This is a genomic window from Peribacillus simplex (assembly GCF_001542915.1).
Taxonomy (GTDB): domain Bacteria; phylum Bacillota; class Bacilli; order Bacillales; family DSM-1321; genus Peribacillus; species Peribacillus simplex_B.
The window spans coordinates 191,175-214,330 of sequence record NZ_LNNH01000028.1 but is presented as its reverse complement, the minus strand read 5'-3'; the positions used below and the strand labels follow the sequence as shown (position 1 = coordinate 214,330).

The 23,156-nt window shown below is 43.6% G+C and carries 25 protein-coding genes and 3 riboswitches; of the genes, 12 read left to right on the top strand and 13 right to left on the bottom strand.

What is annotated here, in order from left to right:
- Positions 1-350 precede the first annotated feature (350 nt).
- Positions 351-638: a hypothetical protein gene (locus AS888_RS15200; protein WP_061142985.1), complete on the top strand. Its 288-nt coding sequence runs from the start codon at positions 351-353 to the stop codon at positions 636-638.
- A gap of 30 nt (positions 639-668) precedes the next feature.
- Positions 669-1,808, top strand: a complete 1,140-nt coding sequence (locus tag AS888_RS15195; protein WP_061142984.1) for a CAP domain-containing protein — start codon at positions 669-671, stop codon at positions 1,806-1,808.
- A 63-nt stretch (positions 1,809-1,871) separates the two neighbouring features.
- On the opposite strand, the gene AS888_RS15190 is transcribed toward AS888_RS15195, so the two are convergent.
- Both AS888_RS15190 and AS888_RS15185 read right to left on the bottom strand, forming a co-directional pair.
- Positions 1,872-3,065: a NupC/NupG family nucleoside CNT transporter gene (locus tag AS888_RS15190; RefSeq protein WP_061142983.1), complete on the bottom strand. Its 1,194-nt coding sequence runs from the start codon at positions 3,063-3,065 to the stop codon at positions 1,872-1,874.
- A 162-nt stretch (positions 3,066-3,227) separates the two neighbouring features.
- Positions 3,228-3,328, bottom strand: a riboswitch (purine riboswitch).
- A gap of 225 nt (positions 3,329-3,553) precedes the next feature.
- A complete protein-coding gene (locus AS888_RS15185) occupies positions 3,554-4,294 on the bottom strand; it encodes an alpha/beta hydrolase (protein WP_061142982.1) in 741 nt (246 codons plus the stop codon).
- A 309-nt stretch (positions 4,295-4,603) separates the two neighbouring features.
- Here AS888_RS15185 and AS888_RS15180 point away from each other — a divergent pair, with 309 nt between their 5' ends.
- Positions 4,604-4,924 (top strand): PadR family transcriptional regulator, encoded by a 321-nt coding sequence (locus AS888_RS15180; protein ID WP_061142981.1) that lies wholly within the window; start codon positions 4,604-4,606, stop codon positions 4,922-4,924.
- Positions 4,925-5,149: 225 nt separating this feature from the next.
- Here AS888_RS15180 and AS888_RS25815 read toward each other — a convergent pair whose 3' ends face one another.
- Positions 5,150-5,299 (bottom strand): hypothetical protein, encoded by a 150-nt coding sequence (locus tag AS888_RS25815; protein WP_155645509.1) that lies wholly within the window; start codon positions 5,297-5,299, stop codon positions 5,150-5,152.
- Positions 5,300-5,320: 21 nt separating this feature from the next.
- Positions 5,321-5,863: a VUT family protein gene (locus tag AS888_RS15175; RefSeq protein ID WP_061142980.1), complete on the bottom strand. Its 543-nt coding sequence runs from the start codon at positions 5,861-5,863 to the stop codon at positions 5,321-5,323.
- Positions 5,864-5,914: 51 nt separating this feature from the next.
- A riboswitch (PreQ1 riboswitch) is annotated at positions 5,915-5,957 on the bottom strand.
- A 139-nt stretch (positions 5,958-6,096) separates the two neighbouring features.
- Here AS888_RS15175 and AS888_RS15170 point away from each other — a divergent pair.
- Entirely contained in the window at positions 6,097-6,537 is a 441-nt protein-coding gene (locus AS888_RS15170; RefSeq protein ID WP_061142979.1) for an SRPBCC family protein, read from the top strand.
- Positions 6,538-6,544: 7 nt separating this feature from the next.
- Here AS888_RS15170 and AS888_RS15165 read toward each other — a convergent pair whose 3' ends face one another.
- The 6 genes from AS888_RS15165 to queC all read right to left on the bottom strand — a co-directional run bounded on the left by AS888_RS15165 (position 6,545) and on the right by queC (position 10,732).
- Positions 6,545-7,534: an HD domain-containing protein gene (locus AS888_RS15165; RefSeq protein WP_061142978.1), complete on the bottom strand. Its 990-nt coding sequence runs from the start codon at positions 7,532-7,534 to the stop codon at positions 6,545-6,547.
- Positions 7,535-7,555: 21 nt separating this feature from the next.
- Complete coding sequence (locus AS888_RS15160) at positions 7,556-7,855, bottom strand: hypothetical protein (protein ID WP_061142977.1); 300 nt, start codon at positions 7,853-7,855, stop codon at positions 7,556-7,558.
- Between the two features lie 64 nt (positions 7,856-7,919).
- The gene (locus AS888_RS15155; RefSeq protein WP_061142976.1) at positions 7,920-8,483 is read right to left on the bottom strand and encodes a hypothetical protein; all 564 of its coding nucleotides are present in this window, start codon (positions 8,481-8,483) and stop codon (positions 7,920-7,922) included.
- A gap of 392 nt (positions 8,484-8,875) precedes the next feature.
- Entirely contained in the window at positions 8,876-9,604 is a 729-nt protein-coding gene (queE, locus tag AS888_RS15150) for a 7-carboxy-7-deazaguanine synthase QueE (protein ID WP_061142975.1), read from the bottom strand.
- On the bottom strand, positions 9,597-10,067 hold the full coding sequence (gene queD / locus AS888_RS15145) for a 6-carboxytetrahydropterin synthase QueD (protein WP_081092476.1): 471 nt from the start codon (positions 10,065-10,067) through the stop codon (positions 9,597-9,599). The genes queE and queD overlap by 8 nt, the downstream gene beginning before the upstream one ends.
- Positions 10,067-10,732 (bottom strand): 7-cyano-7-deazaguanine synthase QueC, encoded by a 666-nt coding sequence (gene queC, locus AS888_RS15140; protein ID WP_061142973.1) that lies wholly within the window; start codon positions 10,730-10,732, stop codon positions 10,067-10,069. The genes queD and queC overlap by 1 nt, the downstream gene beginning before the upstream one ends.
- A gap of 55 nt (positions 10,733-10,787) precedes the next feature.
- A riboswitch (PreQ1 riboswitch) is annotated at positions 10,788-10,830 on the bottom strand.
- A gap of 182 nt (positions 10,831-11,012) precedes the next feature.
- Here queC and AS888_RS15135 point away from each other — a divergent pair.
- The 8 genes from AS888_RS15135 to AS888_RS15105 all read left to right on the top strand — a co-directional run bounded on the left by AS888_RS15135 (position 11,013) and on the right by AS888_RS15105 (position 19,527).
- On the top strand, positions 11,013-12,692 hold the full coding sequence (locus tag AS888_RS15135) for a HAMP domain-containing methyl-accepting chemotaxis protein (protein ID WP_061142972.1): 1,680 nt from the start codon (positions 11,013-11,015) through the stop codon (positions 12,690-12,692).
- A gap of 428 nt (positions 12,693-13,120) precedes the next feature.
- Positions 13,121-13,333: a hypothetical protein gene (locus AS888_RS15130; RefSeq protein ID WP_061142971.1), complete on the top strand. Its 213-nt coding sequence runs from the start codon at positions 13,121-13,123 to the stop codon at positions 13,331-13,333.
- 757 nt (positions 13,334-14,090) lie between these two features.
- Positions 14,091-15,272, top strand: a complete 1,182-nt coding sequence (gene pgsB / locus AS888_RS15125; protein WP_061142970.1) for a poly-gamma-glutamate synthase PgsB — start codon at positions 14,091-14,093, stop codon at positions 15,270-15,272.
- A 15-nt stretch (positions 15,273-15,287) separates the two neighbouring features.
- Complete coding sequence (pgsC, locus tag AS888_RS15120; RefSeq protein ID WP_061142969.1) at positions 15,288-15,737, top strand: poly-gamma-glutamate biosynthesis protein PgsC; 450 nt, start codon at positions 15,288-15,290, stop codon at positions 15,735-15,737.
- 10 nt (positions 15,738-15,747) lie between these two features.
- Positions 15,748-16,995, top strand: coding sequence for a CapA family protein (locus tag AS888_RS15115; protein ID WP_061142968.1), 1,248 nt, complete (start codon positions 15,748-15,750; stop codon positions 16,993-16,995).
- Positions 16,996-17,067: 72 nt separating this feature from the next.
- On the top strand, positions 17,068-18,642 hold the full coding sequence (locus AS888_RS15110; protein ID WP_081092466.1) for a gamma-glutamyltransferase family protein: 1,575 nt from the start codon (positions 17,068-17,070) through the stop codon (positions 18,640-18,642).
- A 36-nt stretch (positions 18,643-18,678) separates the two neighbouring features.
- A complete protein-coding gene (locus tag AS888_RS25810) occupies positions 18,679-18,828 on the top strand; it encodes a CapE family protein (protein WP_155645508.1) in 150 nt (49 codons plus the stop codon).
- A gap of 66 nt (positions 18,829-18,894) precedes the next feature.
- Positions 18,895-19,527, top strand: coding sequence for a poly-gamma-glutamate hydrolase family protein (locus tag AS888_RS15105; RefSeq protein ID WP_061142967.1), 633 nt, complete (start codon positions 18,895-18,897; stop codon positions 19,525-19,527).
- Between the two features lie 11 nt (positions 19,528-19,538).
- On the opposite strand, the gene AS888_RS15100 is transcribed toward AS888_RS15105, so the two are convergent.
- The 3 genes from AS888_RS15100 to AS888_RS15090 form a co-directional block, all read right to left on the bottom strand.
- Entirely contained in the window at positions 19,539-20,741 is a 1,203-nt protein-coding gene (locus AS888_RS15100; RefSeq protein ID WP_061142966.1) for a C40 family peptidase, read from the bottom strand.
- A 266-nt stretch (positions 20,742-21,007) separates the two neighbouring features.
- Positions 21,008-21,673 carry a hypothetical protein gene (locus AS888_RS15095; RefSeq protein WP_061142965.1) on the bottom strand — a complete coding sequence of 222 codons (666 nt, stop codon included), beginning with the start codon at positions 21,671-21,673 and terminating at the stop codon, positions 21,008-21,010.
- A gap of 24 nt (positions 21,674-21,697) precedes the next feature.
- Positions 21,698-23,053: an arsenic transporter gene (locus AS888_RS15090; protein ID WP_061143018.1), complete on the bottom strand. Its 1,356-nt coding sequence runs from the start codon at positions 23,051-23,053 to the stop codon at positions 21,698-21,700.
- Between the last annotated feature and the right edge of the window lie 103 nt (positions 23,054-23,156).

The window sequence follows — 23,156 nt, the reverse complement described above, 5'->3', positions numbered from 1 at the left end:
CAGGCGATGCTTACTTTCGCTGCCATGAATTTAAAGAAGATGGCCACTTGGACATGGCAAGGTCCTAAAACGGCTTAACATAGCGGCTCGAAGAGCCCAACTCTCGTAACCTTTTGTCTACAAACTGAGATTAGCCTAGTCGGCTAATCTTTTTTTACTACCACATATCCATCAACCGCTAAATTAAGTTCGATCCGAAACATCCTGCCCTGTTTTAATACTCGCCATTTTTTGGTATAATATGTAATACCATTCATACGCTTTTTTGCATGAAACAGGATCATGCTGATTCTTTAAATTTTTTATTTTGTAAACGAATGAGTATAATTGGGGAAACTAAGGAGTGACCTATGAGAGTTTTATTGGAATTGATTCGCATCATCTTGATATTCGGCATTGCCGGTTCGGTTTTTTCGGCGATTGTATATGGCATTTATAATAGCATAGGCGTGAACACGGGGCAGTATGGCTGGTTGGGTACGGTCGCCATCCTGATTTTATTGTTTGTTTGGTATCGAAATAAACTCCAATTCAGTGGTTGGTACGCTGGCAAGGGGAAGGAAAGGCTGCCTAAAACGGCCTCGAACGTACTGATCATCTGCTCACTATTGCTATTATGTGCCCCACCCATTCTTTAAGTCTATTTTAAATAGAGCGGAGTGAACTATTTGCAGAGATTATTTAATATAGTTGTCCTCATCCTCCTGCTCGGTGCCTTTTGGCATGGATATGGAAAAGACATTCAGGAGTCTGGGGTCAAGGCGGGGGTTCAATCCTTTGCATCCGATTTTCATTCCCTCATAACCGGGCCAGAGGTTTCGAACGCCCTGGAAAAGCTTAACACATGCGTCAACAACCTGATGGGATCGCTGACCGAAACATTGGATACCGCTACCGATAAGGAGCGGCAGGAAACGGAAAAAGTGAAAAAACCAGCACTGGAAGCGCCAGCTGAAGCCAGTTTTTCCGTCCGTAATATCGAAATGGGCGACTCGAAGGACGATGTGGAAAAACTTGCTGGTGAGGCGAAGCGCCATACACGGAACGAATATGGAGTTGAATGGTATGCCTATCACGAAAATTACCAAAACTTCTTCATGGTTGCCTACGATACGAACAATCAAGTCGTCGGTTTATATACGAACCAGGACTTGATTTCTTCGAAGCAAGGCATCAAACGGGGCACACCTAAAGCAGACGTCGCTGAAAAACTGGGGGAGCCCATCACCAAGCTGCTTAAAGGAAACGTCTATTACCAGATCAAAAGCGATGGCGAATACGAGATGTTTGAAATGGATCAGAGCTATGTGACCATCTTTTATGATAAACACGAAAAAAATACCGTCACATCCATCCAAATCATCAACGCTGATCTCGAAAAGCAAAAGAGCGGTTATTTTACAGCGGCCAGCCCCGAGCTAAAGCAGGGCTTTGAATACCAGTTATTCGATTTGACCAATGCAGCCCGGGTCAATCATGATCTTTCCGTGCTTACATGGGATAAGCGAGTCAAAGTCACTGCCCAGGACCATAGTAAGGATATGGCCGTGAATCAATATTTCAACCATACCAATCTTGAAGGGGAATCTCCCTTCGACCGGATGGAGGATGACCATATCAAGTTTCGAATGGCCGGCGAGAACCTGGCTGCTGGGCAGAACAGCAGCATCTTCGCCCATGAAGGGTTGATGAATTCCATCGGCCACAGGGAAAACAAATTACAGAAGGATTTCCAATCACTCGGTGTCGGAGTCGCTTTCGATCAAGAGCAGAAACCCTATTACACAGAAAACTATTTGAGGAAATGAACGGAAACGGAAAAAGGAGTGCGCCCTTTATGGAATGGGTGCACTCCTTTTTTTACCGGTACATTACCAAACAAATAACCCTACCATCATGGCACTCAGCAAGGAAACGGCCATTCCGCTGACCAACAGTTTCCAAACGTTCCTTCCGATGATGTTCGATTTCTCATCACTGAGGATCGAATTGAAGGTTCCATAAATCATCCCGACTGTACTGAAGTTGGCAAATGACGTCAAATAGGTGACAGCAACAGCGACTGTATGCGGTGGCAGGCTGCTGATTTTATCTTTTAAATCGAGCAAGGCGACGAACTCATTCGTGGCCAGCTTGATTCCCATCAATTGCGCCACATACATGGCATCATGTCCAGATAGTCCAAGCAGAAATGCAAAAGGACTAAATATTACGGAAAAAATCTTTTGGATCGTCAAGCCATCAATAAAGAAGCCGAAAATGCCATTTAAAGCTGCCGTTAACGCAACATAACCGATAACCATTGCCATGATGACGAAAACCATCTTGGCTCCAACCAGCATGCTGTTCGAAATGGTGGAAAAGAAATCCTTCTTTTCCTCTTTAGAAGGAACATATACGACATCCTCCTCCTTACTGACCTCGACAGGATTAAGCATGTTGGCAATCAGCAAGGCATTCAGGCAGTTCAAAGGAATCGCTACAAAAACATAGGTTGCCGGAACCATGGATAAGTAGGCACCAATGATCGAGCCGCTTATGCTGCTCATGCCCATGATGCCAAATGTCAATAATCGCTGGTCCTTAATCGCACCGAGCTGAGACCGGATGACGGCCAGTGCCTCCGTATTCCCAAGGAACATCATCTGGATGGAAAAGAAACTCTCTAGCTTAGGTAAACCGGAAACTTTCGAAATGAGCCAACCCACTTTATCAATGATCCAAGTAAGTATGCCAAAATACGATAAAACATCAAAAAACGTAATAATGAAAATGATTGGCATCAAGGCACTAAAAAAGAAATCCACTTGTTCATTTGCCATAAGTGAAGGAAACACGAAAGAAATCCCTTCATTTGCACATTCAATTAACCAAGTGAAGAAGGAAGCAATCAGATTAATGACCCATGCCCCAATTTTGGTCGATAACATGAACCACGTGATAAGCAATTCAAACACCAGCAAAGTAAGGATGGCCTTCCAATTAACTCTCCTTTTATTGGGTGAACAAAGGTAAACGATGCCCATTACAACTAAAACACCTAGTATATTCAATAAGAAATACATGCTTTCATCCCCTTTGTTTTATCATTTCCCATTCATTATAAAAAAGCCCTTACCCTTTCACACTTTCAGCCGCAGGAAGAAAGTGTGAAAAGGTAAGGGCCTGCATCAAAACAGGGCGGTGTGCTGGTCAAAAAGCCAACAAACCTATACCCGTTCATCTCACCATTTTTCATACTTCCTTGTAGTCCGGCATTACGGCTGCCAGGTAGAAACTATCAGACCATCGTCACTGATATTATACAAGGATATTTTTTTTATATTCTTAGGGAAAATATAATCTTAAATTACTTTGTTTTCAATTACAATACGTTTTGTAATTATTATATTAATATAAATATTTCGACAAAGATGAAACACTTACTGACCTCGACCTGGGCGAGATACAAATCGAGAAGCTTTCACAACTGCTTCAGCAAAAAAGCCACCAAATTGGTGGCTTCATTTTGACAGGGGTGCCCTGTTATACATAAAGATAAACCGAATTGCAATTACCAAGGCAGTGTATTCAAGAACCGGTATACATCCTCATACACCTGTTCACGCTCTTTGCCCAATGTAATGATATGGCCAGATTTCTCATACCATATCAATGATTTATGCTGTGTATCCACTTCATTATATATAATAGATGCACTATTTCTGTAATCCGGGTCATCAAGACTTCCCTGTAACACAAGTGTAGGTGAAGTGATCAAATCCAGTTTATCGGCTGTATCATTAATCATATCAAGTGCTTCCTGTAAGGATGACATTGGCTCCTCTTTAAGCTTATCCATTTCAGCGGCAACTTGTTCTGCATCTTTGCCCTCAAACTTCTTATAAGCTTGTGCATAACTGAGCATCCGATTATTTAATCGGTCTACATCATTCCCTATTGTAGGGGCACACATGGAAACGACACCTGTTACAGGCAATTCAATTCCGACTTTTAATGAAAAGACACCGCCAAGGGAAATGCCTATAACGGCAATTTCTTCGTAGCCTTCATCCTTCAAGTATTGATACGCATTCTCTACATCTTCCCACCACTGCTTTGGACTCGTTTGAACAAGTTCCTCCGCAGGCAATCCATGCCCTCTATAAAGAGGTCCGTGGCAAGTATAATCGCGATCATGTAAATATTTCCCCAATTTTTTCATATCCCCCGTACTTCCGGTAAACCCGTGAAGTAAAAGGACAGCTCTATTTCCACCTCTGTATGTGAATGACTCAGGTGCTTTCACTTTCATCTAACTAGGACCTTCTTTCTGCTCTTGTTGATAAATAGAATCTAAATGATTTTTAACAAAAAATCAATCAATACCCCTTGAGTAAGGTTTTCTCCTATCCCAATCCGTAATCTCATAGAACAATTCATAATTGGATATAGTAACCTTACACACTACATGCAACTCATCCGTTCCGAAGCACATTTTACTATGATTGAATTTATTTAGCAATCGTCATTTAACCATTTTTTAAAAGAAAAGTAAAATGAACCTTGTGATACGATGTACAACGCATTACACTTTACTAACAAAATCAGGAGGCGGGTTGCTTTGGATAAGGAATTAATGAAAGGAAGCATCGACCTCCTTTTACTATCACTCCTACAACAAAAAAAGCTCTATGGCTATGAAATGACAAAGATCTTGAAGGAAATGAGCATGGGAAAATATGAGATCGGCGAAGGCACCCTCTACCCCGCCCTCAAACGGATGGAAGCAAAACAATTCATAAAAGGCCACTGGAAAGAATCCGAATCCGGCCGCAGGAAATATTATTCCGTCACCGAAATGGGCCAACTTGAACTCGAACGGAAACGACAATGCTTTTCCCTCCTGGAAACCCTCATTCGAAAAAGTTCAGAAAAATTTTGAACGATATGCTTGACTCGCGAATTTGGGGGATTCACTCGGAAATTGGGCGTTTACTCGTCAATTTGAGCGTTTTCTCATGATTTTAAGGCTTCTACTCGCGAATTCCAGGCGTTTACTCGCTTGTACTCGCAAATCGGGCGTGTCCTTATGGATGATGGCTTTTTGTCGAGTGTTCAGGCTGCTCACATCCGTAGGAATAGGTAATTCCGCCATATAAAAAAGGGCCTAATTTGGCCCTTTTTCATCTATTTCTTTATGCTTGCGATAATTGGCGCAGGAGAGCTTCATGCATTCGCCTTGGACATGCGGACCGTATTTTTCACGAAAGGCTTCGAGGCAATAGCATCTGTCTTCTTTCTTTTTGGATCCATCCATCAAGCGTTTCACTCCTCCCATTTAACCGGAGACTACGCGCTTCTCCAGCCTGATATGGATTTGTCCGAGCAGTACGGCACCGATCGACTGAATGATCGTTTTTACGATGATTTGCCCGATGATCGCGGCTGGTACGGCTTCCCATGGCAGGATGTTGGCACCGAGTGGGCTTAGGCCGATCACGACAAAAAGCACCGAATCGAAAAAGCCTCCCACGATTCCGCTGTACAGCACCCTCCAGCTCATGGGCAACTTTAGCCGGGTATAAATTTCCGTATCGGCCGTTTCAGCCACTACGAACGATAATGCGGAAGCGAATACGATCAATAAAGTATCCCCTAATAAAAAGGATACACAGGCAGATAATATGAGTGCGATGATGATGCAAAAATAGGTTTTCGCCCGGCCGAATTTATTTTGGACCAGATCTCGAAAGATGAATGTTCCTCCAATCAGCAACGTCCCCATCGGTATGATGAACATACCAAAATGTAATGGCATAAAAGCTGCTGTCACCACATTTGCGGTGATGATGGATACTAAATACAATAAAATTCTTAACATGTCTTACAATCTCCTCTTACAGAAAAAACAGCACCCCAAGAAAGAGCACTGTTCTCCTTAGTTTTTTTGAGAGGGTAGCTAGAACCTCTTCCGCCCGAGCGGATTATTATTTTCCTTTTTTTATCGTAGCTTGAAAATGGTTGGAAATCAAGCAGTTTCCAGCTACGATGAAAATATCATGATACAATCGGGAAGAAAAGGAAAATCATGATGGGAAAGGAAGTCGTTTTTGTATGGATACCCAGGTAACAACGAAATTCAAAATTGTCAAACCTAGCAGTGATGTGTTCGAAGCGATCGTAAGCCCTGATAAAATCGGGAATTTTTGGTTCTCGACAAGTTCTGAAAGATGGGGTCAAGGCAAAACCATTACATTGAAATATGAGGAATACGCGGCCGAGGTTATGATAACTGTACTAGAAATGGTCGAAAATAAGAAAATCGCATTTTCCTGGGGTAGCAATGATGAAGAAACGATGGTTACCATCCTGTTGGAAGAAGTGGATGAGACAAATACGATCATTGAAGTGAACGAAAAAGGTTTGAAAGCGGATGACCCCGAGATCATCAACAAAATGATCGGCCAAAAAGAAGGCTGGGTCTATACATTAACCTGTTTAAAGGGCTATCTGGAAAATGGCGTGCATACATTGAGGGCGTCCATCCTTTTTTAACATGGACTCAAGGATGGCTGTTCATCCTTGGGTCCATCACTTTTACATACATTCCCCTTGTAGCTTTTTCACAGGCCTCGTTTCCCATGGTTTTCACTTTTTTCGATAGATTCGAGGCCCTCACCAATTGGCTTCCATGCATGACGGAGGGGTCGATCAGTCGCACTTTCGTTTTCCGATGGAGATCGTAGTCCGTTTGAACCTCATACAGCTTAACATTCCCATGTATCCGTTTCAGCAGTTTTTTCAAGTCATCGTCTTCAATGGCGTGTAACAAGAGCATAACTTCTTCATCTTCACCAAGCAGGTCATCAAGGCCGATCAGCTTTTTATCCAAAGCCCATTTCAAGGTCCTGGCCAAAGCATCATAGCCATAAATATTAAGCGGATCCATGAAAAAATCGATCACTTCGCCATAATATGTCTCCACGAACCATTCAGCAGCTTCAAGATCATCGAGGTACATGCGTCCGTCCACGATGATTATATGCTCCAGAAAGTCCGTTACGGATTCCAGCGTGATGTTTCCATAGTGATACATGTCACGGAGGGTATAATCGACTCGATCGGCGCATAGCTCAGGTGCGGATCGTTCCAATAGTTTCCATTCCGAATCAAAAATAGCTTCCAACTGAAATCCATACCGCTTCAGGATAAAGGGGATTTCGGAATTCATGATGATCTGTTCATATATTTTTTCATGATAATCTTCCTCTTCACAATCGAGAACGAAATCGATGACGTGCGAGAAGGCCGTGTGGGATACGTCATGCAGCAGGCCAGCAATCTGTTCCTCCAATGATCCACCAAGCTTCATGATCAATAACATCACGCCAACGGAATGGTCAAATCGTGTCACATTCCATTTCTCATTCACTAAATAACTGGCTCCTCCTTGATGCACCCCCTTCAACCTTTGGACCGGTTTACTTAACATCAGCTCTTCAAGAACCCCCTCTACAACGTACTGTCCATAGACACTATCCGAAACGATCAAGATTCACTGCACCCCTCTTCATTATTCTAGATTGTAATCGGGTTCCTTCACGAAAATGATTTCCCCACTCTCCCCTTGCTTATATTGTTTTCTTGCCAATTCCCTTATCTGTTCCTCATCGTTCCAATCAATATCTTCGAGGTTGCCCTTATCCGCTTCATCACCATTGAGTATGACTTCATTTGTGATTACTCGATTTGCTGGATGAACGATAAACATGTCTTCTAGAGGATCAGTTTTTTTAAAAAAAAGGAGAGCGAATACAAAACAACCGGTCAATGCGATGATTATTGAAGATAATATGCCTACTTTCTTTTTCATTCATTCATCCCTTCCATCCATATTTAACCATCCTTATTTTAATACAAATGGGTATGGTTGTATATTACAAATCGATAACGGATTCGCCTTTTTCGGTTACTGATACCTTCATATTGCCGATGAATTCATCATTAATAAAAATCTGTAAATCCCAGATGCCGGTTTCCGTAAAGGTCAAAATCGTGGTCGCCATGGAGGCAGGAACCACATTGCCCCCGCTTTTAAAGCTGACTGGCTGCGGCGTATACGTTTTAGGTAATTCTTCGATCGGCGTTTTACCATTGATCACTTCCCCTTTAACTGTATGGCTCATTCCACTGCCAGCTTGAGCGGCCGTTACCTTAAGTTCGCCTAAAGGAATCTCTTCACCCTTTCTCCAAAAGAGCCATTCCAATACAGTTTCCTTATCCACCACTAAAGGTTTATCAATAAATCCGAATTTTCGCTCCTCCCCCCTGACCACATGCAGCATCATCACATCTTTTACTTGTTCAGTTATCGTGAATGTTGGTGCCGCGTGTAAAGCTTGGTAATCGGAAGCGAATCCTATTTCATCAGCATCAGCCTCGTTGGGCATTGTCAAACCGGTCAGCAGCAACATGAATAAAACAGCCTTTTTTGATTTCATAGGTCTCCTTCCACCGTTCATGGTTTACTATATTAGACGAAGTAGACGAGGTTTCGTTTCATAAAAATGGCTAATTTACGGTTTTTTTAAGTGATCTACCCTTTTTATTAACCACCGTGAAAATTTGCCATGAAATTACTGACCATTGGTAAAGAATATGGCAGGTCATGTTGGCTCATAATCTTTTCTTTCTCAATACGATTTCAGCTGATCTTGTCCCCTGGCGTTTCGGTGGACATACAGGGTCAAAGGTTTATGACGTCTTTCCTGCCTATACCGTAACGCAAATGGATCGTTTTGGACTTAAATAGACCACTTCATTGAAAGCTTCATATATTCAAACAGTTTAAGAAAAAAGGCAGTGTGAATATGCTTCACACTGCCTTTTTTCTTTATACGCCCCGCTTGTTGCCCCATATATAGGTATGCAGCTGCGGGAGAACTTTCACGTCATTCAATTCATCATCGGCTATCACTTTATCGATTAGCTCTTCATATTTCTTCAATAATCCGCTGATCAGATGCTGATCATCCGCCGTCCTGCTGTCGTCATTGCCGACCTGCAGATAAAAAGGAATGCCAGGATACCGCTCATGTACATGTTTGGCATATTGATAATCTTCTTCATTAAAGACGACAATCTTCAATGAGACATGGTTGTTGGGATTTCGGCCGGCAAGCTTCTCCAATATTTGATCGAGCACCGTAAAGTCCGTGCTCATTCCCGAGCTCGGCGGCTTAGGTGATAGCGTCAGTTCATCGATATCGAGAAACCAGTCCTGCCAACGGCTTCCTTGCGTTTCGACACCGATTTTGATGTTGTGTTCGTGCAGCAAGGCGATCAAGCCATTCAGATTTTTCAGAAGGGCCGGATTCCCCCCGGATATGGTCACGAAGGAAAAACCCGAGCCTCCAATTCGCTTCAGCTCGCCCCAAATTTCTTCTGCCGTCATGTGGACGGTATCTTCCTTCCCTGATCCATCCCAGGTAAAAGCCGAATCACACCACGAACAGGAATAATCGCAGCCAGCAGTACGAACGAACATCGTCTTTTGGCCAATGACCATTCCCTCACCTTGGATGGTCGGGCCGAAGATTTCCATAACCGGAAGTTTACTCACTTTCCATCCACTCCCGTCTCGCCTCGGCATAACTTGTCGGTGTTTCATAGAGACGGACAAATTCAACCCTGGCACCCTGGTAATCTTTCATTGAAAGGGCTTCGGCCATTTTTTCGTATATCCAAACAACCATGTTTTCGGCGGTTGTATTCATGGGCGGCAGCGTTTCATTCAAATAACGATGGTCGAGGTGGATTTCAATTTCATTTTTCCATATTTCCTTCATGTCACCGAAATCTATCATCAAACCGCGTGAATCCGTATAGCCGCTCAATCCAAAAACGACCTTGTAGGTGTGACCATGAAGATTCTTGCATTTCCCTTCATAGTCATGAAGATGGTGTGCTGCGTCAAAAGTGAATTCCTTGCTGACCAGGACCCTCTTCTTTGTATAGTTCAGCTGGCTGCGCTTTATATCCACATCTATTTTTTGAAGCTTATCGACGATTTTAAAACCATACATCATGAGTGGACCCTCCGTCTGCTTACGTAGTCATCCAGCCCTTTTTTACGAAGCTTACATGCCGGACATTCCCCACAGCCGTCCGATATGACGCCATTATAGCAAGTCAGCGTCTTTTCGCGGACAAATTCGAACGCTCCAAGCTGATCGGCAAGCTCCCATGTTTCTTCTTTATTCAGCCACATAAGCGGCGTATCGATTACGAATGACTGGTCCATCGACAAGTTCAAGGTTACGTTCAACGATTTAATGAAAACATCGCGACAGTCAGGATATCCACTGAAATCCGTTTCACAGACGCCTGTGACAATATGTTTAGCCCCGATCTGGCTGGCCAGAACCCCGGCAAACGAAAGGAACAGCAAATTCCTTCCCGGAACGAAGGTTGATGGCAATTCGCCGTCTTCCCCGTCTTCCACTGCAATGTCACTTCTCGTCAACGCATTGGGCGCCAGCTGGTTCAGCAGCGACATGTCCAGGATATGATGGTTGATGCCCAGCTCCTTCGCTATTTGTTGGGCGCATTCGATTTCCAAGCTGTGCCGCTGATTATAATCGAAGGTCACTGCCTCGACTTCCTCGAATCTCTCCATCGCCCAAAACAAACAGGTCGTACTGTCCTGACCTCCGCTAAACACTACCACTGCCTTTTCTTTCTTCTTCATTTCTATAAAACTCCTTTTTACGGAAAAAAACAGCACCCTAAGAATAGAGTACTGTTTCTCCTTAGTTTTTTTGAGAGGGTAGCTAGAACCTCTTCCGCCTTAACGCGGAATATACTATTTTCCAACCCAATCGTACCCTGAAAACGAGAAGAAATCAAGTTGTTTGTATAGGGTGACCAGACCTAATGGGAAACTTGGTATCCTGGACAAACCCATTAACATATTCATCATTTTTCCGATAAATAAGTGAACAAACTTATTGATAAAGGGGTCCATTCATTTGAAAAGCATTAAAGGAAAGATACTGGCGGCATTTTCACTCACCATATCTTTATGTATCATCTTAGGAGCATTCAGTATTTATAGTAGCAACAAGTCACTGAAACATTCGCAAAATATTATTGAAGAGGAACTGCCGCTTCTGATCGAGAGCGAAAAACTGTTATATAATCTTTCCCAAAGAACGGCATTCGCTAGAGCCTACATTTTATACGGCGACGAAAGTTATAAAGAAAAGTTCTTACAATATACCGATGATAGCCAAAACATCCAGGAGAAGCTTTTGTCTTTGAGCGATTCGGAGGAAGCGAAGGATTTGATCGAAAAAAGTGTGGATTGGAGGACGATGATTGTCGAGCGGGTATTCACCCAATATGAAAAGGGAAATCCGGAACGAGCTAAAGAAATCCTCAAAAACGAAGTGTCACCCATCAGTAACGATATAATGGAGGGCTTCAAGGGACTCGCTTCGGAACAGGAGGAATTGATTCAAGCTTCAGGCGAAACCGTCATGGCAAGCGGGAAATCGGTCAAGGTGACTAGCATCATCATCTCCATTGCCGCCGTCATCATTGGCACTCTGCTCGCAATCGTCACTGCCCAGCTCATTACCGCTCCCCTCCTTAAAATCAGGGATCGGATGAAATCGGTGGCAGCCGGAGAGCTGGATCATGATCCACTGGAACATAAGTCAAATGATGAAATCGGCGAATTAACGGCATCTGCCAATCAAATGCAGAAAAACCTCCGTGATACGATCGAAAAAACACTGGCTGTATCCGAATCCGTTTCCAACCAAAGCCAAAGCCTGACACAATCAGCATTTGAAGGGCAGCAGGGCAGCAAGCAGATCGCCACCACGATGTATGAACTTTCGGAAGGTTCGGAGTCACAAGCCAACCGGGCAACGGAAATGGTCCGCATGATGGAGGATTTCACCGGTAAGATCGAACAGGCCCATCTTGACGGGGCAGCGGTATTCATGAGTTCAAGCGAAATCCTTACCTTGACAAAGGAAGGAACCATTTTGATGCGCAGTTCAGTCCAGCAAATGAAAACGGTCGATAGCATCGTCAAGGATGCCGTCGAGCAGGTGAAAGGGCTCGATTCTCGTTCACAGGAAATCTCGCAGCTCGTTCAGGTCATCAAGGATATATCCAATCAAACCAACCTCTTGGCCCTGAATGCTGCCATAGAAGCTGCACGAGCTGGCGAACATGGCAAAGGCTTTGCCGTCGTCGCGGATGAAGTGCGAAAACTTGCAGAAGAGGTAACCCATTCCGTAGGAGATATTACCGAAATCGTAGGCACTATACAGTCTGGTTCAAAAAACGTCGTCCGCTCCCTGGAAGATGGTTATTCACAGGTCGATGAGGGAACGAAACAAATTACCCGTACCGGTCAAACCTTTGAGACGATCAATCATTCTGTCGATGACATGAGTACGAAAATCCAACATATTACAGATGAATTGAACTATATCTCTACTAATAGTAAAAACATCAATCTGGCCATCGAAGACATCGCAGCCGTTTCAGAACAGTCCGCAGCAGGGATCGAGCAAGTGTCCGCCTCCGCTCAACAATCCAGCTCGGCTATGGATGAAATTACCAGACATGCCGGTGAGCTCGAATCTTCAGCGGCGCAACTGATTGAACAAGTCCAGAATTTCAGGATATGACAATGCCGATTCCCGTCACTTGCAGGCGGGAATCGGCGTTTTCCCCTATGGCGGGGTTGTTTTATTTTCGTCGATTCGGGGAATGAATCACTATGGACATTAAATAAACATTAGTGACACTCTCTATCAATAGAAAGCAAGAATCAATATTTTGCTCCATTATCAGAATATTTAGTGTATAATAGATATATCCAAAGGAATTTTTTTACTATTAAAGAAATGAAACCATGCCTTCGTTTCCTTTTTTTGAAACCCAGGCATATCTAACCACCAGGATTAATGTAAGGTTCTCTTATACATTATCTTTTTAAGTCTTTACTATCATAAATATCCATTATTTTCTCCAAAATTGTAAAAAAAGGTTAATATTCACCCGCTTTATGTTACTATTAAACTAAGACCTTTTAACCCCACAAGGAGGAATTCATATGAAGCATCTATTTAGATTCGTAGCAGAGTTTAACGAAAGGAAAGCACTCGAACGGGAAACCGACGAATTCTTTCGCAAAGAATACGAAAATTATATGAAGCTCCATCCTGAAAACGGAGCAAAAAAGAGATTAGCTCCTAAACTATATGTTATTGATGGTGGTAAAAAAGGCGCTCCTCATGCGTTTTCTGATAGAAAGAAATCCAGTTAACCCTATTTCTTTTACACTCATCCGTAAGATCCTAATCACATCCGCAAAACACAATCCATTTAGAGAAAATATATTAACGAAAAGCTCAGGATTCAGTTCTGGGCTTTTTTGATTTTTCGATTCTTCTATTAACACTATATTAATAGAAGAAACTAGGTATTTTTTTATAAAATGGATTAACTTTAGCATTTTTCATGTTTCAGGTAATGGTTCACAAAATAGGCAAATCGGTTTTTATTGTGTAAAAACCCAAAAAACCGTAAAAAAAGAGCTGTGTTCTTTTACTCATCTTTAAACATATTCAAAACAGTCTAAATAATTGAGTCGATAGACGCAATATCTTACATTGAATGACAAATGAATAATTAATGTTACACAAGCAGCAAATACATGGGTAAAAACAATTATCTACCTGTAATAAAGGTCACTCCTAAAGACTATTTATTATATAAATATAGTCATTAAGAATCGGGTTCAAATACTCATTTATTGACATTTGTTCTCTTAATATAGTGTTCCTATTACAAATACCATATTTTAGTGTAAAAAAATCGAGGCATTCCCCAGTTCCCTCCCCTATCTTTAGACTCATAAAACAATTCCTTCCATTAGATATTATTACACTTCTATATACATTTATTTGCAAAAAATGAGAATAACTATATTACGATAGAATAATTGACCCTTGCCTATTAAGTTTAAAATCATGTAGTGTGTATTCAGTAAATCAAATATGTGAAAAAAGAGAGGGTAAAAAATGGCACCAATACTTATATGTGCGATCTTTTTGCTTGGCTATGGCCTAGTTGAACAAAAGCGCCATCAGAAACGTCTCGACTCCATTCCGGTAAGAGTGAATGTGAATGGGATTCGCGGAAAATCGACTGTAACGCGTCTGATAACAGGTGTAATTCAAGAAGCCAAGTATAAAACAGTAGGAAAAACGACCGGAACCTCAGCAAGGATGATTTATTGGTTTACGGACAAAGAAAAACCGATCATACGGCGCCCGGAGGGACCGAACATTGGCGAACAACGGCGTGTCGTCAAGGAGGTGGCTGATTTAGGCACGGAAGCACTAGTTTGTGAATGTATGGCCGTTCAGCCTGATTATCAACTAATCTTCCAAAATAAAATGATTCAAGCCAATATCGGGGTCATCGTGAATGTACTGGAAGACCATATGGATGTCATGGGTCCGACTTTGGACGAGGTTGCCGAAGCATTCACTGCTACCATCCCCTATAATGGTCACTTAATCACGATCGAAAGTGAGTATCTGGACTTTTTCAAAAATATTGCCAGGGAACGCAACACAAAGGTGATTGTCGCTGATAATTCCAGAATCTCGGAAGAGTTCCTGCGAGAATTCGACTATATGGTATTTCCGGATAACGCTTCACTCGCTTTGGCCGTTGCGGAAGCTTTGGGCATCGATGAAAAAACAGCCTTTCGCGGCATGTTGAATGCACATCCCGATCCAGGCGCCATGCGGATCACCAAATTCGGGAATCCAGGACAGCCTACATACTTTGTAAATGGTTTTGCTGCAAATGACGCATCATCGACTTTGAATATCTGGGAACGTGTCAATACGTTTGGATACAGCACAGAACCTCCTATCGTCATCATGAACTGCCGGCCCGACCGCGTGGACCGTACCGAGCAGTTTGCAAGAGATGTATTGCCTTACATAAAATCCACCATCGTCATTGCCATTGGTGAAACGACATCACCGATCACCCGGGCATTCGAACAAGGGAAATTGGATACCAATGAGTATTGGGATCTGGAAAACTGGACGACGGAAGAAATCGTCGCCCGTCTCAGCCCAGCCATGAAAAACCGCGTCGTATACGGTGTCGGTAACATACATGGTGCAGCGGAACCATTAATTGAAGCATTCATGAAATCTAAAACAAAGCAAAAAGCGAGTTAAGTAGGAGGAACCTTAATGTTTGGATCGGATTTATATGTAGCCCTAGTATTGGGAGTAACGCTTAGCCTTATTTTTTCAGAAAAAACGGGTGTCGTGCCCGCAGGACTTATCGTGCCAGGTTATTTGGCACTCGTATTTGATCAATGGGAAATCATGCTGGTCATCATGATCATCAGTGTCGTCACGTATTTAATCGTCACCCACGGCCTTTCAAGATGGGTGATTTTATATGGAAGAAGAAAATTCGCAGCGATGATGGTGACAGGAATTTGCCTGAAGCTACTATTGGACTTCGTCTATCCCGTCATGCCATTTGAAATATTCGAGTTTCGGGGAATCGGGATAATCGTACCTGGCTTGATCGCGAATACCATTCAAAGACAAGGAATGCCATTAACACTTGGCAGCACGCTTTTATTATCCGGCTTAACTTTCGGTTTAATGAACGTGTATTACCTATTCTGAGGTGCATAAGATGAAACGGACTTTAAACGCTAAAGAAAAAACACTTATTTTTATTAAACGGACGAAGAAAAATAACCTTAAATACGCTGGTATCATCCTGCCGATCTTATTGATCGCCTTAGTCATCACCACGTGGATGGGACGGGCAGAGGAAGTGAAAACGGTCGCTCCCGAATCCGATCATCCATCGACGATGACAATGGTCGGTGATGTGATGATGGGTCGTTATGTGGAGGAAGTGACGGAAAAACACGGGTATGATTACCTGTTCCGTTACATGAAACCCTATTTTGCCGATTCGGACTATGTCAGTGGAAATTATGAACACCCAGCTTTAAAAGAAGAGGCATCCAGCTACAAGGAAGCCGATACAGCCATCAGGTTAAACTCCAATAAAAGCGGCGTCAAAGCGGTCAAGGATGCAGGCTTTTCTGTCATGACTCTCGCCAATAACCATATGATGGACTTTGAGGAGCAAGGGCTGCTGGATACGATTGATCAATTCAAACGGACCGATATGGACTTTGTTGGTGTTGGAAAAAACACCGCCGAGGCTAAAGCTAGCATCGACTATGCTGATGTTAACGGCGTGCGGGTGGCAACTCTTGGCTTCACCGATGTGTATGGCAAGGATGCCGTACCGACGGATACTCAAGCCGGGATTTTGAATTCAAATCCTGATTTATTGTTTGAAATGATCGGAAAAGCAAAGGATGCCAAGCAAGGCAATGCAGACTTGGTTGTCGTGAATATGCATTGGGGTCAGGAATATTCCACATCCGCAACCTTGCGCCAAAAAGACTTGGCCAAAGCGGTCATCGACGCGGGGGCTGACATCATCATCGGGCATCATCCCCATGTCCTTCAGTCGTTTGACGTTTATAAGGACGGTATCATTTTCTATAGTTTAGGTAACTTCATATTCGATCAAGGCTGGACACGGACAAAGGATTCCGCCATGGTCCAATACCATTTGGCGGAGGACGGAAAAGCATCAATCGATGTCGTTCCCCTGCAAATAGAAGAGGCCACACCAAGGCCAGCAACCTCGAAAGCGGACCGATCCCGGGTTTACCGACAGCTGACGAAGGAAACGGGTAAGAACGTGCAATGGTCGAAAAAAGCGGATCATATCGAAATCAACATCAACCACAAAAAGGTAATCGACCATAAAACAGAGCGTGAACAAGCGGAAAAAGCAGCGGATGCAAAAAAAGCTGCCCAAGCGAAACAAAAGGACATACAGCCCATTCAATAGGGAACGATTGACTACTACGTGAACAAGAGAGACACACAACTTAGATACTCACCGAAAAAGGGGGATCCAACGATGATTAACCATATGACGAGAAAAGTGCTCCTTTCCCTTTGCATGCTCATATATATTGCAGGATGCTCGAAGTCACCCCCTAATTCTGACACGAATGACCCAATTGATGATAAATCCTATGGAGTCAGTTCTTCCAACCCGATCGCAATAGAGGTGGGAATGAAGATATTGAATAACGGAGGCACGGCGGCCGATGCCGCCATTGCGGTTTCCTATGCATTGGGGGTAACCGAGCCTTATGGATCTGGTATAGGCGGTGGCGGCGGCATGCTGATTGCCCCTAAATCCGGCAAACCGAATTTCATCGATTATCGGGAATCCTCTCCGGAAGACCCAAGTTCAAGACACCAAACGGGGATACCCGGCTTAGTGGCCGGCATGCAGGTTATCCACGATAAATATGGAAGCGTACCGATGGAAGATCTCATCCAGCCGGCAGTCGATTTGGCACAAGACGGGTTTAAAGTGAACGACATGTTATCCGCACGCTTGGCTGAAGCCGAACCAAGGCTTTCATCCGATGAAACTTCACTGTTCTACCCGGATGGCGAGGCTCTTGAACCAGGCGAGACGCTAAGACAGGAAAAGCTTGCCGATACATTGAAGGAAATTCAACAAGAAGGCCCTGATGGTTTCTATAAAGGGGAAATCGCCCGGGATATAAAAAAAGAAACAGACGTCGACTTGATGGATTTAAAGCGCTATGAAGTGAAAGAACGGGAACCGGTTCAGGGAACATTTGCAGGGTACGACGTTTGGACGGCCCCTCCCCCCTTTTCAGGCGTAACAGTTCTTGAGATGTTAAAACTTGCCGAGGAAGCGAACCTTGGTGATGCAAAAAGCAAATCAGCTTATATGAAAGTACTGGGGGCCATCACCCATACCGCTTACGAAGATCGGATCGACCATATCGGGGACGGAACCAGCCCAGCTAAAGCGGAACAGCTGCTCTCCCCCATCCACATAACCAATCTTAACCAAAAAATCAAAAATGGTGGCTGGGAATATAAACAATCGCATGAATCGGAAGAACATGAAAGCACCACACATTTTGTGATCATGGATAAGTATGGCACGATCGTTTCTGCAACAAATACGCTTAGTAACTTTTTTGGATCGGGTGACTATACGAATGGATTCTTCCTTAATGATCAACTGAAAAACTTCGGTTCAGACTTGAATGATCAAGAGGCTTATAAACGATCCAGAACGTTCACATCACCTACCATTCTCAAAAAAAACGGGCAGGAATCGATTGGGATCGGTTTACCCGGCGGCGATAGGATTCCCCAAGTATTGATGCAGGTTCTTTACTCATATTCCGAGAAAGAAGGCTCTTTCCAGGATATCATCGACCGTAAACGTTTCGTCTTTGATGGAAAGAACATTCACACAGAGGCAAGACTGTCGAAAAAAACGATATCTGATCTGGAAGATTCAGGATATGAAGTCATTCACGATACAAACCCCATGTTTTATGGCGGAGTTCAAGTTCTCGTAAGAAACGAGCACAATGGACGGTTATCCGGAGCTGGGGATAAGCGAAGAAACGGAAGTTGGAAAGCACATCAATAAAAATGCAGTTTGAATACAATCTAAGGGGGCGAGATAATGAATATCGCAAAAAAAATAACGAGCTGGGTCATACCTGTTATTCTCATTGCAGCCCTGCTTGTGACGATGAATACATTCAAACGGACCGAAACTTTAACACCTGACGAACAAAAGAAAATCGAACGATATACGACAGTTGAAAAATGAAAAAGCCGGGGCTGATACCCCGCTTTTTTATTTTCGCCATTAAACTACGAAAACCGGAGGATCGCCATGACTTCTACTAGCTACACAAATTTCGCCGAGCTTACAAATAATGAACAAGAATTCCTCGATTATCGCATCATCGCTTATCACAGGAATCCGGTTATTGCCGTCCTTGCCATCCATGGCGGGAATATTGAACCTGGAACCAGTGAACTGGCTGTCGCCCTTGGCGAAAGAATGGGTGCGAGCACCTATTCTTTCGAAGGACTGAAATCCCGGGAAAACCAGATCCTTCATATAAAGTCCAGTTTGTTCAATGAACCGGTCGGGGTGTCCATGGCGGCGGATGCAGAAACCACCCTTACCATTCATGGACACCGCAACGAACAGGCTTCGTTCGTTTACATCGGAGGGCGGAATGAAACCTTCAAGAACGTGATCAAGCATTCTCTGAATCGAGCTGGATTTCAAACATATGACGCCCCTAGGCGCCTTTCGGGCACGAATGCAAGCAACATCACGAACAGCTGCAAAATGGGTGCCGGCGTACAGTTGGAGCTTTCCACAAAGCTTCGGAAAAGCTTGTTCGAAGGCCATGACTTTAGCAGCAAGAACAGGACCAATCACTCGGAATCCTTTCACCGCTTCGTTCACGCACTTGAAACAGGGGCCCTCACTTATAAACGGTTTATCATGTGACAAGGAACGGTTTAGTTCATTAGGTCTTCAGCTTGACCGAAGCTTTCGAACTTTTCGGCAAAATAACCTGACGATAGGCTGGAAATATGAACGCCAGGTTTCTCGGTTGTATGAAGGAATCTTCCTCCCCCCAGGTAGATGCCAACGTGAGTTACACCCCGCCTGGCGCCAGTATCCCTAAAAAACACTAAATCGCCTGCTTTTGGGTTTTCGATCTTCGGCAGCAAGGAGAAGTATTCCTCCGCCGAACCACGCTTTACCGAAAGGCCCTGCTCCTTCATCACCCAGTAGATGAATCCGCTGCAGTCCATTCCGAGCGTGGGATCATCTTCCCCAAAAGCATAGGTAAAGCCGCGAAATGTGTAAGCGTACTTAATGACAGCCTCAGCCTTATCATAAGCAGCCTCTTGATTAACGTAAAAAGGAAACAAAGGACTGCTGTATATTTGAAGATACTGCCCTTGTATCAGCCCAGCAGCTGGAAGGGCATTTCGGTTTTTGATCGCATTCATGGAAATGCCGTATTTTTCCGCTATCCCTTTTAGTGTTTCCCCGCTTTGGACGATGTGCTCACCTTTTGGGGTATACGTTTTATAGGCCATCTTATATTTTCCAAAGTAGTTCTCCGTACTCGATCTCACCTGGACCGTTTCTGCCCCATATCCGGAATGGACAAATTGGTTCTTGCCGAGGTAGATTCCGGCAGTCACGACCTTCGAACTTGCTTTTTCAAGAAAGAAGATAAGATCTCCTGCTTTCGGAGCCGCTGTATCCATTCCCTGCTTATAAAAACCGTCAACTGTCAAACGGTCGATGGAAATGTTCTGCCTGGAAAGAACCCAATGAATCAGCCCGCTGGAGTCAAAGCCGTTTGCAGGCGTCTCTTCTCCGGCCATTTTTTTAAACCCAACAAATGTTTTCGCATAGTCGGCAATCCTTTTTCCCCTCTCCGACCACTGGTAGGCGGCAGGAGTGGATGCCGTTTGAATGATCTTTACCTTCTGGCCAGCGTATAGCTTGTTATCGGGCAATCCATTCGCATTCATTAACTGCGCCGGGGATATATGATAGGTCCTTGCAATCGATTCTACCGTTTCATTAGCAGCCACCGTATGAACACGATCTGCCGCCTCCGCCATAAATCCCGGGAAAAAAATTGAACTGATGATGAACACCACAATCCATGCTCTGCTGCTTAATTTTGCCTTAAACATTTCAGCCCTTCCTTCTTGATCAGAATATCCAATAAAAATGCCACTGGAGTAAAACTAATTACCTATTAAAATCGAATTGACATCCTATAATACTCACTAATATACCTAATATCGGTAAAACGAATGAATCTTTTAGCCTATCAATCATTTAAATTAATAAACCAACGCTCCTTTCGGCTATCACATAAGGAAAACGGATGGGATGTTCAGTGACGCGCTAGAATTAAAAAGGGAAAGCTAGATAGCTTTCCCCTCACTCCATGAATCTATGGCATGTACACACTTTTAATATGCGCAAGCTTCAAAAACACTTGATCGCCGCTTGCTGTCGTTAACTCGACAAAGTTATTCGCAGCCGTTTTCAGCACCCCGATCTTCATGGGGTCTTCCCCTCCATCAAGGACCAAAAGTTTTCCTGCATTTTTCTTTAATTGCTCTTCCAAGGAGCGCACCATTGGCACGGCTGATGGATTGACGGGAAAGCATTCTTTACTGAGCGAGTAGGGGATGGCACTTTGATTATTGGGGGAAAGGTATTTCAGGTGATGCAGTGAAATATACATCGTTTTGTATACTGGCGAGTAGAACGCAAAGTAATCATTGAAAACATTGGTGATATAACCGTGCAGCGGAATGTGGCCTGCAACGTGGATTTCTGAAAACACACCTTTGGCATTCATTAACGTTTTTCGATAGGAAATCGATCCCATGTCCTCCATCATCGGAGATTCCAGCGGATATTCAATCTCGTTATCTATTTCTTTACTGAGATTCAATTGATGGATTTGCAGCATCGGAAAATACAGAAACTGCTTTCCGTTGTACAGCACGAGAATATCCATGCCCAGATCCGTTAATATTCCTTTGTACGTTTTTTTTCCCGAGAGTTGGACATCGATTTGCTTACCCAGTAATGCACCCGCATCACTCATTACTATCTCCTCCTAGAAGGTTATTTAGCTGAATATCATTTGGACCCAAAAATATAACAATAGCAGTGTCACCGCTGTAGTCAGCGGTATGACTACCAGGGATACGCTTAAATAATCTTTCCACGTTATTTTCACTTTATTTTGCTTCAGGATATACATCCAGATAAGAGAGGCAAGAGTACCGATGGGCAACAACAACGAGCCTATGTCACTGCCGATTATATTGGCCAGATAGATGGTTTTTAAGGTAATTGGATCAAGTCCCATCTCCGTTAAGGTAATGGTGCCTATCATTAATGCCGGGTGATTGTTGAATATGTTTGATAGCAGCGATACTAACCCGCCCATGACAAAACTGGCACTCAATAAGCCTTGGTTCACGATCGGTTCACAAATTTTTATGAGTATGGCCGTAAGCCCTACATTATGGAGTCCGTATATGATGACATACATGGAGAACGCGAATATCAGGATGTGCCATGGGGTTTTCTTCAAGATATCGGCTGGATGTGTGCGTAGATGATACCATCTCCAGATCAGCAAAGATAACGAGCCGAGCACGGCAACCCATTCAATGGGAATGGAAAAATAAGAGGCGACGAAGAGTAAACAGCGCACAACAAACACATAGAGCAATACTTTTAGCATGAATATCGTACGCTGCCGTTTTGTTTCCACCGTCATGCCCCCCTTTAAGGGATGGAAATTTTTCGTAAAGAAACTTTCTTCAATGTCATATGAAAGCTCAGGTAATTTCTTGGGCAATTTTTTCTTGACCACCAAGAACATCAAGCATGACATGAAAAGCAGCCCCAGGGTTGCAGGTACAAACATCATGGCTGTATGCATATAAAGCGTCATATGCACAATTTGCAAAGCGATTAAATTCACAATGTTACTTACACCTATCGGGGCACTGGAAGCGGTTGCAACCAATGCTCCGCTCAATAGATAGGGAACCGCTTCGTGCGGCTTCAGCCTGAGATTTTTCAGAAGCAAGATCAAGATGGGCGTCGTGATCAGGATGCTGCCATCATTATTGAATAACAAAGTCATTAAAAAGCACAATAATTGAATGTACCAATATAGACGATATCCAGATCCTCTGGCAAGGATGGCGAGCCTTGCCGCCGCCCAGTGAAAAAAACCGAAACTCTCAAGGATGACCGCCATCACGATCGTTGCCATGATCGTGATCGATGCCCCCCCAATTTTGCTGATGATATCCAAAATATCTCCATGGGACACTGTGCCGGATAGCAAAATGATCGCTGCACCAATCGAAGCTGGCCAAGCTTCATTTATTCCTCCCGGCCTCCATAATATAACGATCATTGTCATGACAAACACAAAAATAGCCATTCCAATTTCGAAATGCATGCTGTTCTCCCCTTTGGGCCTTGAGCCTTTGGACCCTACATGTCCGATTCCTATATGTATATTCCCCTTACCTGAAAAGGCACCGGTTGCTTGACCAGACTCG

Excerpts from the sequence above, each read along its gene's own strand:
- AS888_RS15090 (WP_061143018.1), bottom strand. The coding sequence starts at position 23,053 with ATGCATTTCGAAATTGGAATGGCTATTTTTGTGTTTGTCATGACAATG.
- AS888_RS15095 (WP_061142965.1), bottom strand. The coding sequence starts at position 21,673 with ATGAGTGATGCGGGTGCATTACTGGGTAAGCAAATCGATGTCCAACTC.
- pgsB (WP_061142970.1), top strand. The coding sequence starts at position 14,091 with ATGGCACCAATACTTATATGTGCGATCTTTTTGCTTGGCTATGGCCTA.
- AS888_RS15115 (WP_061142968.1), top strand. The coding sequence starts at position 15,748 with ATGAAACGGACTTTAAACGCTAAAGAAAAAACACTTATTTTTATTAAA.
- AS888_RS25815 (WP_155645509.1), bottom strand. The coding sequence starts at position 5,299 with ATGGATGGATCCAAAAAGAAAGAAGACAGATGCTATTGCCTCGAAGCC.
- AS888_RS15185 (WP_061142982.1), bottom strand. The coding sequence starts at position 4,294 with ATGAAAGTGAAAGCACCTGAGTCATTCACATACAGAGGTGGAAATAGA.
- AS888_RS15160 (WP_061142977.1), bottom strand. The coding sequence starts at position 7,855 with ATGAAAAAGAAAGTAGGCATATTATCTTCAATAATCATCGCATTGACC.
- AS888_RS15155 (WP_061142976.1), bottom strand. The coding sequence starts at position 8,483 with ATGAAATCAAAAAAGGCTGTTTTATTCATGTTGCTGCTGACCGGTTTG.
- pgsC (WP_061142969.1), top strand. The coding sequence starts at position 15,288 with ATGTTTGGATCGGATTTATATGTAGCCCTAGTATTGGGAGTAACGCTT.
- AS888_RS15170 (WP_061142979.1), top strand. The coding sequence starts at position 6,097 with ATGGATACCCAGGTAACAACGAAATTCAAAATTGTCAAACCTAGCAGT.
- queD (WP_081092476.1), bottom strand. The coding sequence starts at position 10,067 with ATGTATGGTTTTAAAATCGTCGATAAGCTTCAAAAAATAGATGTGGAT.
- AS888_RS15175 (WP_061142980.1), bottom strand. The coding sequence starts at position 5,863 with ATGTTAAGAATTTTATTGTATTTAGTATCCATCATCACCGCAAATGTG.
- AS888_RS25810 (WP_155645508.1), top strand. The coding sequence starts at position 18,679 with ATGAATATCGCAAAAAAAATAACGAGCTGGGTCATACCTGTTATTCTC.
- AS888_RS15130 (WP_061142971.1), top strand. The coding sequence starts at position 13,121 with ATGAAGCATCTATTTAGATTCGTAGCAGAGTTTAACGAAAGGAAAGCA.
- queC (WP_061142973.1), bottom strand. The coding sequence starts at position 10,732 with ATGAAGAAGAAAGAAAAGGCAGTGGTAGTGTTTAGCGGAGGTCAGGAC.
- AS888_RS15100 (WP_061142966.1), bottom strand. The coding sequence starts at position 20,741 with ATGTTTAAGGCAAAATTAAGCAGCAGAGCATGGATTGTGGTGTTCATC.
- AS888_RS15105 (WP_061142967.1), top strand. The coding sequence starts at position 18,895 with ATGACTTCTACTAGCTACACAAATTTCGCCGAGCTTACAAATAATGAA.
- AS888_RS15200 (WP_061142985.1), top strand. The coding sequence starts at position 351 with ATGAGAGTTTTATTGGAATTGATTCGCATCATCTTGATATTCGGCATT.
- AS888_RS15110 (WP_081092466.1), top strand. The coding sequence starts at position 17,068 with ATGATTAACCATATGACGAGAAAAGTGCTCCTTTCCCTTTGCATGCTC.
- AS888_RS15190 (WP_061142983.1), bottom strand. The coding sequence starts at position 3,065 with ATGTATTTCTTATTGAATATACTAGGTGTTTTAGTTGTAATGGGCATC.